We start from the raw sequence: 14958 nt of genomic DNA, 5'->3' as shown, positions 1-14958 counted from the left end.
TTGGCTCCTGCGTCCGCTGTCCCTCCGGCCGCTGTCAGCCCCTCGCGCTGCGCGCTGGCCCGCCGTCGTCCCTGCAGGTGACCGGCTCGGCCGTAGGGTGCCTCGCCGCTGGTCCCCGGCCGACCACCGGTGAGCGGCCCCTCGGGCCCGGCCCCGCTCCCCACCCCGATCCGGATCCCCAGCCCCGCTCACCGTGCGAACGTCTGAACGAGGGTGAAGGCCGCCACAGCCAGAAGCAGCACTCCGAAGACCGTCGTCAGCGCCCACAGGCGCGCCCGGGTCGACAGCGGCCCGCCGACCACTCCCCCGGCTCCAGGGCCCCGACGACGAGCCCAACCGCCGTCCCGATGACCAGCGCCAGGCCGACGGCCTCCATCTTCTCCTCTTCCCAGGTTCGGGGCTCAGGCGTCGTCGGCCCCGAGCGCGTCCGTCACCGGCAATCCCCGTTGCACCGCCTCCGCCATCCGCAGCACCGTGGGGGCGGCGTGCGTGAAGAAGGCGTAGTAGCCGGCGCACAGGTGGTTGAGACCGCCCTGCCCGTCGCGCGTGACGTCGAAACGGTCCTTGGGGCAGCCGCCGTGGCAGGCCCAGCGCACGGGGCAGCGCAGGCACTGGCCCGGCAGTGCGCTGCGCTTGGCGGCGCCGAAGGCCCGCTGCCGGGGTGAGGAGAGCATCGCCTGAAAGTCGTCGGACAGGACGGAGCCCAGCCGGTAGCCCGGCTCGACGAAATGGTCGCAGGAGTAGACATCGCCATTGTGCTCCATCGCGGGGGCGTCACCGCACTCGGGTGCGTGGACGCATAGGCTGTAGCGGCCCAGTGCCGCGCCGAGCATGACCTCGGCGTGCTGAATGAACACCCGGCCGACGTCGTGGGCGAACCACTCGTCGAAGACCTCGATGAGGAAACGGCCCCAGGCCTCGGGCAGCACCGAGCGGCTCGTCGTGCCCGAGCCCTCCTGGCGGTAGAGGACGCGGCGCCCCTCGTCGTCGCGCCAGCCGGCCTCGGCAACCGCCTCCTCGCCGGTGCTCACGCGCTCGACGATCGGGATGAACTGGATGAAGGAGGCGTCCAACTCGTCGCGCAGGTGCCGGTAGACGCGCAGCGGTTCCTCGACGTTGCCCGCGTTGACGGTGCACAGGAGGTTGACGTCGACGTCGTGCGCCTGGAGCGTGCGCAGGCCCCGCACGACCTGCCGGTAGGTCCCGCGCCCAGCCCGGTTGACGCGGTACCGGTCGTGCAGGTCCGCCGGCCCGTCAACGGACACCCCGACGAGGAAGCGGTTGTCCGCCAGGAAGTCCGCCCACTGCTCGTCGATGAGCGTGGCGTTGGTCTGGACGGCGTGACGTACCCGCTGGCGGGGCCGACGCATCTCCTCCACAAGGGCGACGGCGGTGCGGAAGAAGTCCAGGCCCCGCATCGTCGGCTCACCACCCTGCCAGGCGATCTCGACCTCGCCGTCGGGCTGGGCGGCCAGGTAGCGTTCGATGAAGCGGCGCAGGACCGGCTCGCTCATGCGCTGTCCCCGCGGGTCCCACAGGGCCTCCTTGGACAGGAAGAAGCAGTAGGAGCAGTCGAGGTTGCAGGCAGCACCCGTCGGCTTGGCCACCAGGTGGAAAGGCCGACGCCGCAGCCCGGCGGGCGGCCGGACCGGGGCGAGGCCGAGGGCCGGCACCGTCCCCGCCCCGTTCAGGACGTCGCCTCGAGATTGGCGACGTAGGCGTTGATCCACTCGATGACGCCGGGGTCGTAGGGAGACCACTGCGGGTGCGGCGTACCGGGGCCCCGGTAGGGCTCGTCACGGTAGTACTCCTGCATCTGGGCCATCTTCGCCTCCAGGTCGGCCCGGATACCCGCGTAGGCGGGGTCATCGGCCACGTTGTCGACCTCCGTCGGGTCGGCATTGAGGTCATAGAGCTCCCACTCGGGCTCGTACAGCCGATCCGACGCCCCGGGTACCCCCAGGCCCGCCCCGTAGTAGTAGATGAGCTTGTAGTCCGCGGTGCGGATACCGTAGTGGCCGGGCGCGTGGTGGATGGGGTCGTCGTGCTCCCAGTAGCGGTAGTACACGGCGTCCGGCCAGTCCTCCACCTGCTCGCCGCGCAGGATGGGCAGGAAGCTGCGGCCCTGGTTGGTGGGCAGGACCTCGGCTGCGTCGAGGCCGCAGATGTCGAGGAAGGTCGCGGCGAAGTCGACGTTCGTGATGATCGCCTCGCAGGTGGAGCCGGCCTCAATGACGGCGGGCCAGCGGATGAGCATCGGCATCTGGAGCGACTGGTCGAACATGAGGCGCTTGTCGAACCATCCGTGATCACCCAGGAAGAAGCCCTGGTCGGAGGTGTAGACGACCATCGTGCTCTCACCCAGGCCGTGCTCATCGAGGTAGTCCAGCAGCCTGCCGACGTTGTCGTCGATGGACTGCACGACCTGGAGGTAGTCACGCATGTAGCGCTGGTACTTCCACCGCATGCGCTCAGTGCGGTGCTCGGCCCCCTTGACCTCCTCGGGGACCGGCTCCTTGAGGTCCTCGGCGGCGAGGTCGTCGGCGATGGTCATGCGGACGTTGCGCACGGCCCGCGAGCGCGTGGCGTAGTCGTCGAAGAAGGTCTCCGGCTCGGGGATGTCGAGGTCCGCGTACAGGTCCTTGTGCTTGTCGTCGGGCACCCAGGGCCGGTGGGGCGCCTTGTGGTGCACCATCATGACGAAGGGCCGCTCCCGGTCCCGGTTCTTAAGAAACTCCAGGGACAGGTCGGTGACGATGTCGGTGGCGTACCCCGGCACCCGGTGGGTGCCGGTGGCGTCGATCATCTCCGGGTCGATGTACTCGCCCTGGCCGGGGAAGACCTTCCAGCAGTCGAAGGAGCGGGGGGCGGCCTCCGGCCGCTCGCCCAGGTGCCACTTGCCGAACATCGCCGTCTGGTAGCCGTTGTCGTGAAGGACGTCAATGAAGGTCGGCACGCGGTAGTCCATCTCGGTCCAGATGGACGAGCAGCCGTTGACGTGGCTGTAGGTGCCGGTGAGGATCGTCGCCCGCGAGGGGGCGCACACGGAGTTCGTGCAGTAGACGCGGTCCAGGCGCATGCCTTCCTTGGCGATGCGGTCCATGTGGGGGGTCCGGTTGACCCTGCTGCCGTAGGCGGAGATCGCGTGGGCTGCGTGGTCGTCGGACATGATGAAGATGATGTTCGTCTTCTCAGTCATCGGGGTGTTCCTTTCGGGTCGGACGGAGGTCGGTGGGGTGCAGTGGTCGACGGTGGCCGGGGCGTGCGCCGTCGAGATACTCACAGCAGCGGGTCGCTCGCCCGCAGCACGGGGACGAGGACCTCGTGACGGTGGGTCGGTGGCTCGCGCAGCTCACCGACGACCGCCTCGGCACACAGGGCTCCCGCCTCACGCAGGGGGAGCACCGAGTGCACGAGGTTGGGCCACAGCGACTGCTCTAGGGGCCCTTGGGCGAGGCCGGCGACAAGCAGGTCGGGCGAGATACGGTGGGCGATCCACACGACGATCTCGAGGTCGGTGCCCCAGCTGCAGATGACGGCGGTGGTCGCTGCCTGCTCGCGCAGCGCACCCAAGACTTGGCCAAGGTCCGCGACGAAGCGAGGGCGGTCGAGCGGGAGGCTCGTGCCGTCCAGCTGGTCAGAGCGCATGAGGAGCTCGTCGTCGATGCCGTTGCGGACCACCTGGAGGGTGAGCCCGCTGTAGCCGGAGACGACGCGCAGGAGCTCGGCCTGGCGCTCGCGCTCGGCGCGGGCGTCGGCGGTCGGGCGCACGTGGACCAGGTGGGTGATCCCCCGGTCGTGCAGGTGGCCGACGAGCTCGCGCACTCCGCGGGCGTAGTCGAATTCGATCGTGGAGAATGGGGCGGCGCCCGCGCCGCAGTCCAGGGCGACGAACGGCAGCGAGTAGCGGGCCACCGCCTCGTCGATCACCTGGGAGGTCGCCACGTCGTCGTGCCCGACGACGACGAGGCCGTCTACCCGGCCGGCGCGGTAGTCCTCCACGGCGGAGTGCTCCACCTCGCCGCCGCGCGAGTCCATGAGGACGAGCCGGATGTCGTTCTCCCTCAGGACCCGCCGCATCCCCTCGAGGATCGTCGCGTAGCGCGGCAGGGTGAGCGGCTTGTCCAGGAGCACCCCGACGGCGCCCGAGGACCTGGACTGCAGTGCCTTGGCCCAGGAGTTGGGCACATAGCCGATCTCTTTGGCGATGCGGCGCACTCGGGCGCGGGTATCGGGCGACAGGGAGAGCGTCGAGGAGTCGTTAAGGGCGTAGGAGACCGTCGAGACGGACACGTGGGCCCGTTCGGCGATGTCCCTCATCGTCACGCGGCGCGCTGCCATGCGTGCTCCCTCCTCAGCTCGGTGTCGGTGCGTCCAGCGCGACGGCGCGATGGCCTCTCAGGCCTCGCCCGCCCGGTCGGCGTGGCGCCCGGCCAAGACAGTGGCATTGTCCTCCACGCGCCTGCGGCTGAGCGGGAAGGCGAAAAGGAGGAAGGCACCGACGACGAGGTAGAGCACCCCGGGCACGAGGGTGGCGAAAGCGTAGATGCCGTCGATGGTCTGCCCGGACTGGGTCTCCTGACCGGCCTGGAAGCCGACCCAGCCGAGAGCGTAGCCGCCCACGCCGCCGGCGATCGCCTGGCTCAGCTTGCGCGCCCAGGTGTTCATCGCGTATATCGTGCCGTCGTCGCGCTCGCCGGAGCGGATCTCCTCATCGTCGATGACGTCGGTGACCATGGCCCACACGAGCATCGTGTAGAGGGCGACGCCGAAGCCCGCGACTGTCATGAGCGCGAGGTAGACCCACGGGTTGCTCACGTGCAGGAGGTAGGCGGCGATGTAGAGGGCCCCGGCGACTGCGATGCCTGCACCGATGAGCTCCTTCTTGCCGATCCTCCTGGCCAGGACGGCGGCGAAGGGGACCAGGACGAAGATCGGCACCTGGGCGATGACCCCGTTGATGGAGGAGAGCTGTCCGTCGTTGAAGTGGTACAGCCACACGTAGGGGAGCATGGTGTTGTTGAGCATCGTGGCGAGGAACAGCACGATGTTGGAGGCGATGAGCACCAGCAGCGCCCGGTTGGACAGCAGGGACAGCAGGAGGGTGCCGAAGCCGCGCGAGGGCGAGGTGTCGGTGGCGGGCGTGGGCTTGCGGATGCGCTCGGTCGTCAGCCGGTAGCACATGACGTAGCAGGCGACGGCGCACACGCCGACGGCGATGGCGCCCCACAGGACGTTGTGGGGGACGACCTGGCTCACGCCGTCGACCTTGCGGTAGAGCAGGAGCGGTGGCACGCCAGTGACGATGATCGCGCCGAGCGCGGCGCCGAAGGCGCGGAACACGGACAGCTCGGAGCGCTGCCCCGGGTCCGCGGTGATGACGGAGGCCATCGACCCGTAGGGGATGTTGACGGAGGTGTAGAAGATCGACCCCCACACGAGGTAGGTGACCGCGGCGTAGGACAGCCGGGCGCCGTAGGACCAGTCGGCGATCGTGAAGAGGTACATGAGGGAGCTGGAGACGGCCACGGGCAGCGCCATGCGGAGGATCCACGGGCGGAAGCGGCCGGCGGCCGAGGGCGTCATCCGGTCGAGCAGACGGCCCCAGCCGACGTCGGTGAAGGCGTCGACGAGCCTGGCCACGAGGAAGAGGGTGCCCACGTGCGCCGGGTTGAGGCCGGCGACGTTGGTGTAGAAGACCATGAGGTAGGTCGAGGCGAAGATGAAGGTGAAGTCGTTGCCCCAGTCACCGAAGAGGTAACCGATCTTGTCCCGCAGGCCGAAGGGGGGTGCGGGGGCCGACGGCGTGGGGCCGCCGCCGGACTCAGTCGCGCTGCTCATGGGGGTTCCTGTTCTGCGTCTTTGCGTGCCTCGCGTCGACGGTGACGGGGCTCCCCCACAGTAGAAGTACTCAAACGATTGAACGAGGGGCTCAAACCCGTGAGCAGAGCAGCCTCGGTGCCGGGGCAGCGGGCCGTGCGGCGCCAGCGCCCCGCCCGTTTCCGCCCCGCCCCCGACGCTGGTAGAGTCGCGCCCCGGGCCCCGGTAGCTCAGTGGATAGAGCGTCTGCCTCCGGAGCAGAAGGTCGCAGGTTCGAATCCTGTCCGGGGCACCACCGAGCCCCCGTCCGGCGCACCGTCGGCGGGGGCGGAGTCGTCGGCGACCTTGCGAGGAAGCAGGTCGGCCACCTCCACGCCGAGGAACTCGGCCGTACGAATGAGGTCACCCACGCTCCAGGCCGTCGTGCCACGCAGCTTGCGACCCGCGGCCGGACCGGTGATCCCAAGGTGGTCACCGAGGCTCTTGCGGGTCTCATGCAACACAAACAGGGCCTGGTTCACGGTCACGCCGATGGCCTCATCGACGGTGTAGAGGTCACTGTCGGGTACCTGAACTGCACTCATGCACACAGTGTGACATCAGTACCAACACGCACGCAAACGACATTGACAACCGATCGGAACCAGACAACACGTCCGTCATGGCCGATACTTCTAACACCGATGGTGATGGCAGCGTTCAGTACCTGTACCGACGAGAGTCAGCACAACTGGTGTGCCTACCGGGCGTGACAGCCCGCACCCTGAGGGCATGGGCGGAGCAGGGGAAGTTGCCTGCGGTGGTGCTGCCCTCGGGGCGGACGCCTGGCCAAGCTCCAGCGGATGGGACTTTTGTCCGTGGAGCACAGGTCGCCGACGGGCGGTCGGCGGTCGAACCGGTACCGGCTGCACATCGGGGCCCAGGTCGACAGATCGTTGGAATCTCGGCAAGAGGACACCGTTGTCCGGTTGCTCCCAATATGGGAACCACTATTAGAACCACCAGACCAGACCGGACCTGAGCGTGAGGCGCCCGGCGCGTACGACGACGTCGTCGATGGTCGGGTCGGGTCGGGGCCGGCGAGGCCGCAGACGTCGGGACGACGATCCCAGGCTGTGCCGGCTGTGTCGCAGGCGGGTCGGCTGCTGGTGGCTGAGTGTCTGTCGGTTCACCTGCGGGCGCTGGACGCGGCTGGTGCGCGGCGGGTGGTGGGCCTGCTGGAGGAGCGGGTGTCGGCGGGGTGGTCGCCGGTCCAGATCCGGTTGGTGATGGACCAGCCCCTGTCGGCGAGGGTGGGCGGCTGTCCTCGCTGGTGGCCAGGCGGTTGGAGCTCAACGTGGACCCAGCGACGGCACCGCTGGCCGGGGCAGACCGGCAGCGGCTGAGCGAGCGGGAGCGCCAGGCCGAGGGCATCGCCGCCGTCAGGGCCCGCGACGTCTACCGCGGCCGCGCCCGCGCCCTGACCGACACCGACGTCGCCCAGGCCAGGGAGCGCGTGGCCGCAGGCGTGCCCAAGGCCGCCGTCGCCCGCGACCTGGGCGTGCACCGCTCCACCCTCCACCGAGCACTCGGCCGATGAGGCGTGGGAGTGAGGCGTCAGATGCTGGGGAGGTTCCGGTCCGCGTAATCGGTGGGGTCCTGGACGTGGAGGAAGTCGGCCTCGGTGAGGAAGTGGCACCAGGGGGTCTGGGTGCCGTCGATGCGGAGGCGACGGCCGCCGCTCCAGCAGGCGATCTCGACGTGGCAGGGGGTCTCGTTGTAGACGAGCTCGATCGCGGGGAGGATGTCCTTGTCGCTGGTAAAGACGATGGCAGCGTCGATGCTGCCCTTCATGGCGTGCTTGACGAGGTCGACGGCGAGGGCGACGTCGATGCCCTTCTCGGAGGCGGGCACGTCGGGCCACTGGGGCGGATACTGAAGGTTGCGTCGGATGACGGTGACGCCGGTTGCTTCCCAGTCGGCTGTCTGGCGGTCGTTGGCTCGGGCAGAGAGGGCCTGGCGGTTGGGGTTGGGGCGGCCGCGGTAGACGCGCGTGTCGACGAGCTGGCTGGGTCTGCGGCGGCGGCTGACGAGGAGGTCGGCGGTGGCCTTTGGCCAGATGTGGCCCTCGGCGGTGTTGAAGCAGCGCTTCGCCCAGCCGACGACGTTCTGGTAGTCGAAGAAGACGGCGACGCATTCCATGACGGGTACCTCACTCGGCCAAAAAAAACCCCGCCAATCCCGGAGGATGGCGGGGCGGAATGAGGCATACCGTATCGCGTCCGGGCGACAGCCGCAACGGTGCATGGGCGTGACGGCGTGCGTGGTATCGGCTGTCACTGGGCTCGATGGAGGCGACCTGGCCGCAGGCCACCGTCCAGACCTGCGTGGTGCACCATCCGGGCCGCCACAAGGCTCGTGTCCCACAAGGACCGCAAAGCCGTGTGCGCCGCGCTGCGGCCGGTCTACCAGGCCGCCAACGAGGAGGCCGCCACAAAGGCCCTGGCTGCCTTCGAGGCCAGCGAGCTCGGACAGCGCCACCCGGCGGCTCCCAGGACCCTCACCGACGCCTGGGAGCGTTTCACGCCGTTCCTGGCGTTCGCCGATGCTGCGCCGGGTCATCTGCACCACCAACAGTATCGAGTCGCTGAGCTACCAGCTGCGCAAGGTGTCGAAGAACCGGGGCCGGCTCCCCTCCGACGCCACCGCCATCACGCTGCTGTGGCTGGCCATCCGCAACATTGAGGACAAGCGCGCCAGACAGCGCGAGAAGGGACAGGAACCTACCCGCCAGCACACGCAAGGCCAAGGGCCGGCTCGTGGAGGCAGCGGTGGCCACCAACTGGAAACAACCCCTCCAGCAACTGGCCCTGGCCTACCCGGAACGAATCAACCCCCACCTATGACACAAACCACTTACACAAACACATCGACAGGCTCCGACCGGGCCGAGACCACCACGATTATCCCCGTCGTCGGGGCCTTGCAGGCCGCCCAGGCAGTCGAGGGGCTCGTCATCGTCGCTTGCGCCGGCATGCTCTTGGCAGCCAGCCTGACAGCCTTGGACAAGGCGCACCTGCGCTTCGTCGTCGGCGCCCGCCAGGTCCGCGCCCCAGGCGACCTTGGGGCCCACCTGCGCTGGGAGGGCGAGGCCTTCACCGACGGTCAGCCCATCGGCACCACCACCCCCAAGAAGGGGCTCCAGGAGCGAGCGCGACGTGCACAAGCGTCGTGAGCCGGTGCGGGACCCGGCCACCCATCCGGGCTCATGGAAGGCGGTGTGGGCCTGCTCCACCAAGCGCGCGGCCCGGGACACTCCGACCCTGACCGGCCAGGAGAACCGGGCCCGGGCCGTCGTCGCCGGCCACAAGCAACCCAGACGCACCCGTTTTGCCGCCACCCACGCCGCTGACGCCACCGTGGACGAGGCGTCCACCGCCCGGGCAAGGCCACTGGCAGGGCTCAAGGGCTATGCCACCAACATCCCCGCACGCCCGATGGACGCCAGCGACATCATCTCCTCCTACCACGAGCTGTGGCACGTCGAGGCCTCCGTGCCGATGAGCACGCACGACCTGACAGCCCGCCCGGTCTTGCACCACCAGCGCGACGCCATCGAGGCCCACCTGACCGTCGTCATGACCGCGCTGGCCCTGGCCCGCCACCTCCAGCAGACCACCGGGATCGGCACCAGACGCATCATCCGCACCCTCACGCCCCTCCAGGAGGTCACCATCAACATCAACGGCCATAAAACCACCGCCCAACCCCGAACCACCCCAACCACAGCCAATATCCTCAAGCCCCTCAGACCCCCAGAGCACTAAGAGGTTGTGCCGTTAGGTGGTGTGGGGTGTGTCGTTGAGGCGGTGCAGGCACGAGGACCGGTAGCAGATGGGGGTGTTCTACGTCGCCGTCTGCGTGGAGGTGGTTCTCGTGCCTGCCGTCCCATCATCTGTCATCGAGCCCATCTGGCGCCAGCTGGCCGCTCTGATCCCACCGGTGGCCGATAACCACCCGCTGGGCTGCCACCGGCGGCGTGTGCCTGACAGGGTCGTGCTCGACAAGCTCGTACAGGTCCTGGTGCTGGGCGCGGCCTACGCCAAGGTCGCCGACGCCACCTGCTCAGCGACCACGATCCGCAAGGCGGCGCGATGAGTGGATCGCCGCCGGGATCTTCGCCGCCCTGGAGCAAGCGTGCCTAGAGGCCTACGACAGGATCGTCGGCCTGGACCTGCAGGACCTGCGCGTGGACGGGTGCGTGGTCAAGGCCCCCCTGCGGCGGGCAGGCGGCGGGCCCCAGCCCGGTGGACCGCGCCAAGCAGGGCACCAAGCGCTCACTGATAGCCGAGGCCAACGGCACTCCCATCGGGTGCGTAGTCGCCGGCGCCAACCGCCATGACTGCCCACTGCCGGCCCCGGCCCTGGAGCGCTTGTCCAGGTCCGGCTTCGACCTGCCCGAACGCATTACCGCTCACCTCGACGCCGGCTACGACAGCCGGGCGACACGCGAGCTGCTCAAGACTCTGGGATGCGACCACGTCATCAGCACCAAGGGCGCGCCCCTGCAGGCCGGCGGACGTTGGGTGATCGAGCGCACGAGCTCCTGGCACAACCGTGGCTTTCACAAGCCTGCCATCTGCACCGAACGACGCATACGGGCCATCAACGCCCTCACCGCCCTGGCCAACGCAATCACCATCACCCGCCGGCTCATCCACCACGCCTGGACCACCCACCGCTGGGATACCCGCCCCACCCGACAACCATGACCTAACAGCGCAACCTCTAAACCTCGTACCCGACACCACCAAGGACACCACCACAACAGCTCTACCCGCCTTGAGCGCCTAACCGCCTCAACGAAGGACCGTGACACCACAACCGAGGACTTGCCCCATCAGCTCGGACTATCCAATCATCCCGCGTCGGCCCTCGCCCAGGTGACACCACAACCGAGGACTTGCCCCATCAGCTCGGGGCAGGCCAGGTGATGCGCGCCTCGATGGCATGAGATCGCGCCAACACAGTCCCGGTCGCGGCGTCACAACGCTGCTCACCTACCAACGAGTCTGTGCACTAAGGGAAGCTATTCAGTGGGCGCCTCCAGGCCTGGTACGAGCAGCACCTTGAGACGGCCTTGCTGGGGAACAGAATGCAGCTCAAATGCCTTCTGAGCGTCCCAAGGGTGGAACCGGTGCGTCACCCCGATCTCGTAGAGCTCTGGATGTTCTGCGACATAGCGTTGGCCCTCTTCAAGGAAGCGGATCCAGTCCGTCGTCGTGCACGCATGCATGGAGAGGTGCTTTTGGAGGAACTTCCTGAGGGGGAGGACCGCCCACTCCTCGGCGAGCCCAAACTCTACGAAGTGCCCGTGTGCGGCGAGCACCCCGATTGCAGCGATCACCAGATCCTGGTCGTGCCCGATGGCGTCGACAACCACGGCAGGACCCTCCATCTGGTTTACCTGCCGGGCCCAGTGCTCCACCGAGTCGTGTACGAAATGATCGATGCCGAAGTGCTCAACGACTTCGGACCGGTCGACTCGGTCGATGCCAGTCACCTCGAATCCCTTGGATTTGAGCACATGGCAAAAGGCCAAGCCGAGAGGTCCAAGCCCGAACACAGCGGCGCGCCGGTTGGGCAGCTCGGTGGGGATCCTGGCGACGGAGTTGAGCACGGTGGCGACCGGCTGCGCGGTTACTGCCTCAATCCGAGGAAGTCGTGGATCCATTCGAACAAGGTTGCTGTCCGGACATCGGAACTGCTCTGCAATTCCGATATACTGCGGCAGCGCTCCGACAACGAAGTCCCCGACTTTGAGCCTGGCGGATCGGGTGGCGAGAACTTTCCCAACGACTTCATGCATCGGGGCCCCAGGCACCGTCTCCCGGATTGATTGACCGCCCGATCGTCCGAAGAATGTAGGAAGGTCACTGCCGCAGAGGCCGCCCGCAACGAGCTCGGCGATGACCTCTCCTGGTCCCAACGTTTCTTGGTCAGGCGCATCGATCATGACGCGCTTAAACTTCTGTGGTGCCACTAGTTGCATCGCCCACATTGTAATTCCTATCTCCTCATTCATTTTACCGCACCGAGGAGGAGCCCTCTGGTGAGGAACTTTTGAACAAACATGTAGATGATTACGGCCGGCAGCACCGAGATGAGCGTGGCCGCCATGACGATCTCCCAGGGTGTCTGGTTGTCGAGCAGACGCGCGACTCCAACCGTGACGGGAGTATTCTTCGCCTGCCGTGTCAGCACCAGCGGATACAGATACTGGCCCCAGCCCGTGAAGAAGGAGAGAGCAAACGCGGTGGCGATTCCGGACTTTGAAAGTGGCAGAACAACCCGGGTGAGAATTCGGATTCTGCTCGCCCCATCGATCGCGGCCGCTTCTTCAAGCGATAAAGGGATCCCATCAAAAAAGCTCTTCAGCAGCAGCACGGTGAAGGCGATGCCGGTCGAGACGATCGCGAGCACCACCCCCAGGTACGAGTCGTAAAGGCCCATGTCACGAAGCATGAGGAACAGGGGGATAACTATGATCACCTGCGGGACCAGCTGAGACACAAAGATGATGGTCAGCATCGTTTGTTTTCCGACAAATCTGAACCTTGAAAAGGCGTAGGCCGCGAGTGTGCCGAGCAGAACACACAGAAGTGACGTCCCTATCGCGTAGATCAACGTGGCGCGTAGGAAACTCAGCAACGGGATCCTAGTGAATACGTCGATGTAGTTGCTCCACTGCCAGTCCGCAGGATAGAGGAAACTTTTGCCCAGATTTTCGTATTTGGTGAGCGATGCACAGAAGGCAGCATAAAGAGGCAGCAATGTAAAGGCGACCCAGAAGATGATGATGGCCCACCGAAGCGCTGCAGTGAAGAAGCGGCTCACTGGACCGCCCCTTGCCCGATTCCTATTCATTCCGCTACCCATCGTTCTGCTCCTGCTTTTTCAACGCAACCCATCCGATTAGTGTGACAACCAGGAGTGTGACTACCGCGATGGCGGCTCCACCGCCGAGGTCGTTCTCGATAAACACCTTGTTGTAAATGTCAAGGGCGATAATCCGCGTAGCACGCCCGGGACCACCATTAGTCATCACAAACACCGAATCGAAGATCTGCAGCGTCCAGGCGGTGATCATGAGGATGGAGATTGCCAGGACGGGACGGATCGACGGCAGCGTCACGTGGATGAAGCGGCGGATGGCACCGGCACCGTCTAATTCTGCTGCTTCGAGCAGCTCCTCAGACACGGTGCTCAGGGCCGCAGTCATTGTGATGATCATGAAGGGCGTTCCCTGCCAGATTCTCACAATGATCACCATGGCCAATGCTGTATCGGGCCCGAGAAAGCTGATGGGCGCATCGGTAAGACCCAACCGCAGTAGAAGCTCGTTCAGAATGCCAAACTGCGGATGGAGCACCCATGTCCACATGACGCCAGCGAAGGCATGCGGCACGACCCAGGGAACGATGACAAGGGCTCGCACGAATGACTGTCCTCGGAACGGCTTGTTGAGCGCCAAGCTGACGGACATACCGACGAAGACGACCCCGAATACGCCAAAGACGACCCACACGATGGTGATGATGAGCGTGCTCCGGAACTCATCCGTGGGTAGGTACTTATAGTTCTCGAAGTTGTTCCAACCCATATACCCTTGAATGACATTGGAGTCGCCAAACGAGAACTTAAAGAGGTTGACGATCGGCGTGCCTAGAACTCCGAATAAGAGCGCCGCTAAGGGCAGGATGAACAGGTAGGGCTCCAGCCCAAGAGCGCGAGACTTCTTCATTGAGGTCCTTCCGTGAGAAGTTGGCGGGTGACCCGGTGGGCCACCCGCCGACCGCTTCCTCCTACTCGTAGATTTCCTGGTGCCTCTCACGGATGGCCCGTAGGACCTCTTCCGGTGACCTCTGGGCGGTGAGTAGCCGCTGGAGCTCCTCCCCGTTGACCGTCCACAATGCACCGGTCTGGAGAGAGATGCCCTCCGCAACACCATGCTCCAGTGCAGCAGTAGCGACCTCCCACAGCTCACCCTCGTAGGTCGCAGCCTCACTCTTCAGGATGGGCGCCGAGCCATAGGTGGTGTGCTTGATCTGGTTTTCGGTCTCCATGAAGAACTCCAGCAACTTCAGCGCCTCTTCCGGGTGGGCACTATTCGTTGGGATGAACCAGCCACCAACATTGATAGTCGAGATCGAGGTCCGTCCTGTTGGGGCCGGTAGTTCAGCTACACGGAATGTCCCGTCTTTGAGACCGTCGCCGATCTGATTCTGCATATAGATCAGATCGATTGCCATCCCAGCATGGCCGTCCCTGAACAGGGTGCGAGTGTCAAATCGGCCGTACTCGACGACGTTCGGCTGCGAAATATCAACGAGTCCTCGCATGAACTCCAGAGTTTGGAGGGCCTCCGCGTCGTACTTCGGGTCATCGTAGAGATAGCGTTGCGAATTAGGATCCCAGGCAGAACCGCCTATAGCGCCAGCGAAGAGCGATTCGTAGAGGCCTGATGTCTCACCTGCGGCGGGCTTTGAGTACATGGCAACGCCGCTAGCATCGGTCTTCTCCGCGATCTGCCGACCGGCCGCAAGCAGCTCATCCCAAGTATTTGGGGGGTTGTCGGGATCCAAACCGGCTTTCTCAAAGAGTTCCGTGTTGTACCAGAGGAAGAGCGGTGACACGCTACAAGGCACAAGATACTGCCTGCCCTCGTACTGCCCAGCTTGCAGCAGCGCAGGGAAGATATCGTCTTTCAACTCGGGCGACAACTTGTCGGTCAGATCAGTCACCAGCCCCTTCGAGGCGAGATCGAAGACATCACTGGGAAGGTGATACATCAGATCCGGAAGAGTGCCAGACGAGGCCATCACGCCCATGCTTGCGGTGGCGTCGTTCCAGCCCAGGTCCTGCATATCGACCTTAATGCCAGGGTTCGCCTCTTCGAACTCCGCAATCATCGGCTCGAATATCGGTCGAAGTATCTCAGGGGTTCCGGTCCTCATCAGGGTGAGCGTGACCTGCCCCCCAGCCCCACCGTTTTCATCGTCGGCGGCTCTACCGCCGCATGCGGTGAGAGTGAGCGCTGCGGCTCCTAGGGCCGTGATAAAGCTACGCCTACGCCAATACTTCATTGTATTTCCTCTC

10 protein-coding genes, 1 tRNA gene and 3 pseudogenes are annotated in these 14958 nt (G+C 65.8%); 5 read left to right on the top strand and 9 right to left on the bottom strand.

Annotated features, from left to right (window positions below; all coding sequences use genetic code 11):
• Window positions 1-401: 401 nt before the first annotated feature.
• The 4 genes from ID810_RS02845 to ID810_RS02830 form a co-directional block, all read right to left on the bottom strand.
• On the bottom strand, window positions 402-1673 hold the full coding sequence (locus ID810_RS02845) for an anaerobic sulfatase maturase (protein ID WP_235931580.1): 1272 nt from the start codon (window positions 1671-1673) through the stop codon (window positions 402-404).
• A 14-nt stretch (window positions 1674-1687) separates the two neighbouring features.
• A complete protein-coding gene (locus ID810_RS02840) occupies window positions 1688-3199 on the bottom strand; it encodes a sulfatase family protein (protein ID WP_166855246.1) in 1512 nt (503 codons plus the stop codon).
• Between the two features lie 80 nt (window positions 3200-3279).
• Window positions 3280-4341 (bottom strand): LacI family DNA-binding transcriptional regulator, encoded by a 1062-nt coding sequence (locus tag ID810_RS02835; protein ID WP_166855247.1) that lies wholly within the window; start codon window positions 4339-4341, stop codon window positions 3280-3282.
• A gap of 57 nt (window positions 4342-4398) precedes the next feature.
• Complete coding sequence (locus ID810_RS02830) at window positions 4399-5841, bottom strand: MFS transporter (protein ID WP_166855248.1); 1443 nt, start codon at window positions 5839-5841, stop codon at window positions 4399-4401.
• Between the two features lie 198 nt (window positions 5842-6039).
• Here ID810_RS02830 and ID810_RS02825 point away from each other — a divergent pair.
• Together ID810_RS02825 and ID810_RS02820 are read left to right on the top strand one after the other, a co-directional pair.
• A tRNA-Arg gene (locus ID810_RS02825) sits at window positions 6040-6115 on the top strand.
• A 1041-nt stretch (window positions 6116-7156) separates the two neighbouring features.
• Entirely contained in the window at window positions 7157-7399 is a 243-nt protein-coding gene (locus tag ID810_RS02820; RefSeq protein ID WP_166855249.1) for a helix-turn-helix domain-containing protein, read from the top strand.
• A 17-nt stretch (window positions 7400-7416) separates the two neighbouring features.
• Here the strand turns inward: ID810_RS02820 and ID810_RS02815 are convergent, their stop codons facing one another.
• Window positions 7417-8001, bottom strand: coding sequence for an NYN domain-containing protein (locus tag ID810_RS02815; RefSeq protein WP_166855250.1), 585 nt, complete (start codon window positions 7999-8001; stop codon window positions 7417-7419).
• A 143-nt stretch (window positions 8002-8144) separates the two neighbouring features.
• Between ID810_RS02815 and ID810_RS12360 the strand changes: the two are divergent.
• The 3 pseudogenes from ID810_RS12360 to ID810_RS02795 form a co-directional block, all read left to right on the top strand.
• A pseudogene (locus tag ID810_RS12360) lies at window positions 8145-8705 on the top strand (transposase); the annotation flags it as partial.
• A 35-nt stretch (window positions 8706-8740) separates the two neighbouring features.
• Window positions 8741-9626 (top strand): annotated as a pseudogene (locus tag ID810_RS02800) (IS1634 family transposase); the annotation flags it as partial.
• Window positions 9627-9735: 109 nt separating this feature from the next.
• Window positions 9736-10571, top strand: a pseudogene (locus ID810_RS02795) (IS5 family transposase).
• 317 nt (window positions 10572-10888) lie between these two features.
• On the opposite strand, the gene ID810_RS02790 reads toward ID810_RS02795, so the two are convergent.
• From ID810_RS02790 to ID810_RS02775, 4 genes are all read right to left on the bottom strand, one after another.
• Window positions 10889-11884: a zinc-binding dehydrogenase gene (locus ID810_RS02790; protein ID WP_166855254.1), complete on the bottom strand. Its 996-nt coding sequence runs from the start codon at window positions 11882-11884 to the stop codon at window positions 10889-10891.
• Window positions 11881-12696: a carbohydrate ABC transporter permease gene (locus ID810_RS02785; RefSeq protein WP_166855255.1), complete on the bottom strand. Its 816-nt coding sequence runs from the start codon at window positions 12694-12696 to the stop codon at window positions 11881-11883. The genes ID810_RS02790 and ID810_RS02785 overlap by 4 nt, the downstream gene beginning before the upstream one ends.
• Window positions 12697-12730: 34 nt before the next feature.
• A complete protein-coding gene (locus tag ID810_RS02780) occupies window positions 12731-13603 on the bottom strand; it encodes a carbohydrate ABC transporter permease (RefSeq protein WP_166855257.1) in 873 nt (290 codons plus the stop codon).
• 61 nt (window positions 13604-13664) lie between these two features.
• Window positions 13665-14945: an ABC transporter substrate-binding protein gene (locus tag ID810_RS02775; protein WP_166855260.1), complete on the bottom strand. Its 1281-nt coding sequence runs from the start codon at window positions 14943-14945 to the stop codon at window positions 13665-13667.
• Window positions 14946-14958: the final 13 nt, after the last annotated feature.

It is taken from the genome of Actinomyces respiraculi, assembly GCF_014595995.2.
Lineage (GTDB): Bacteria > Actinomycetota > Actinomycetes > Actinomycetales > Actinomycetaceae > Actinomyces > Actinomyces respiraculi.
The sequence above is the reverse complement of the archived record's forward strand: the minus strand, read 5'-3'. Positions and strand labels throughout refer to the sequence as shown.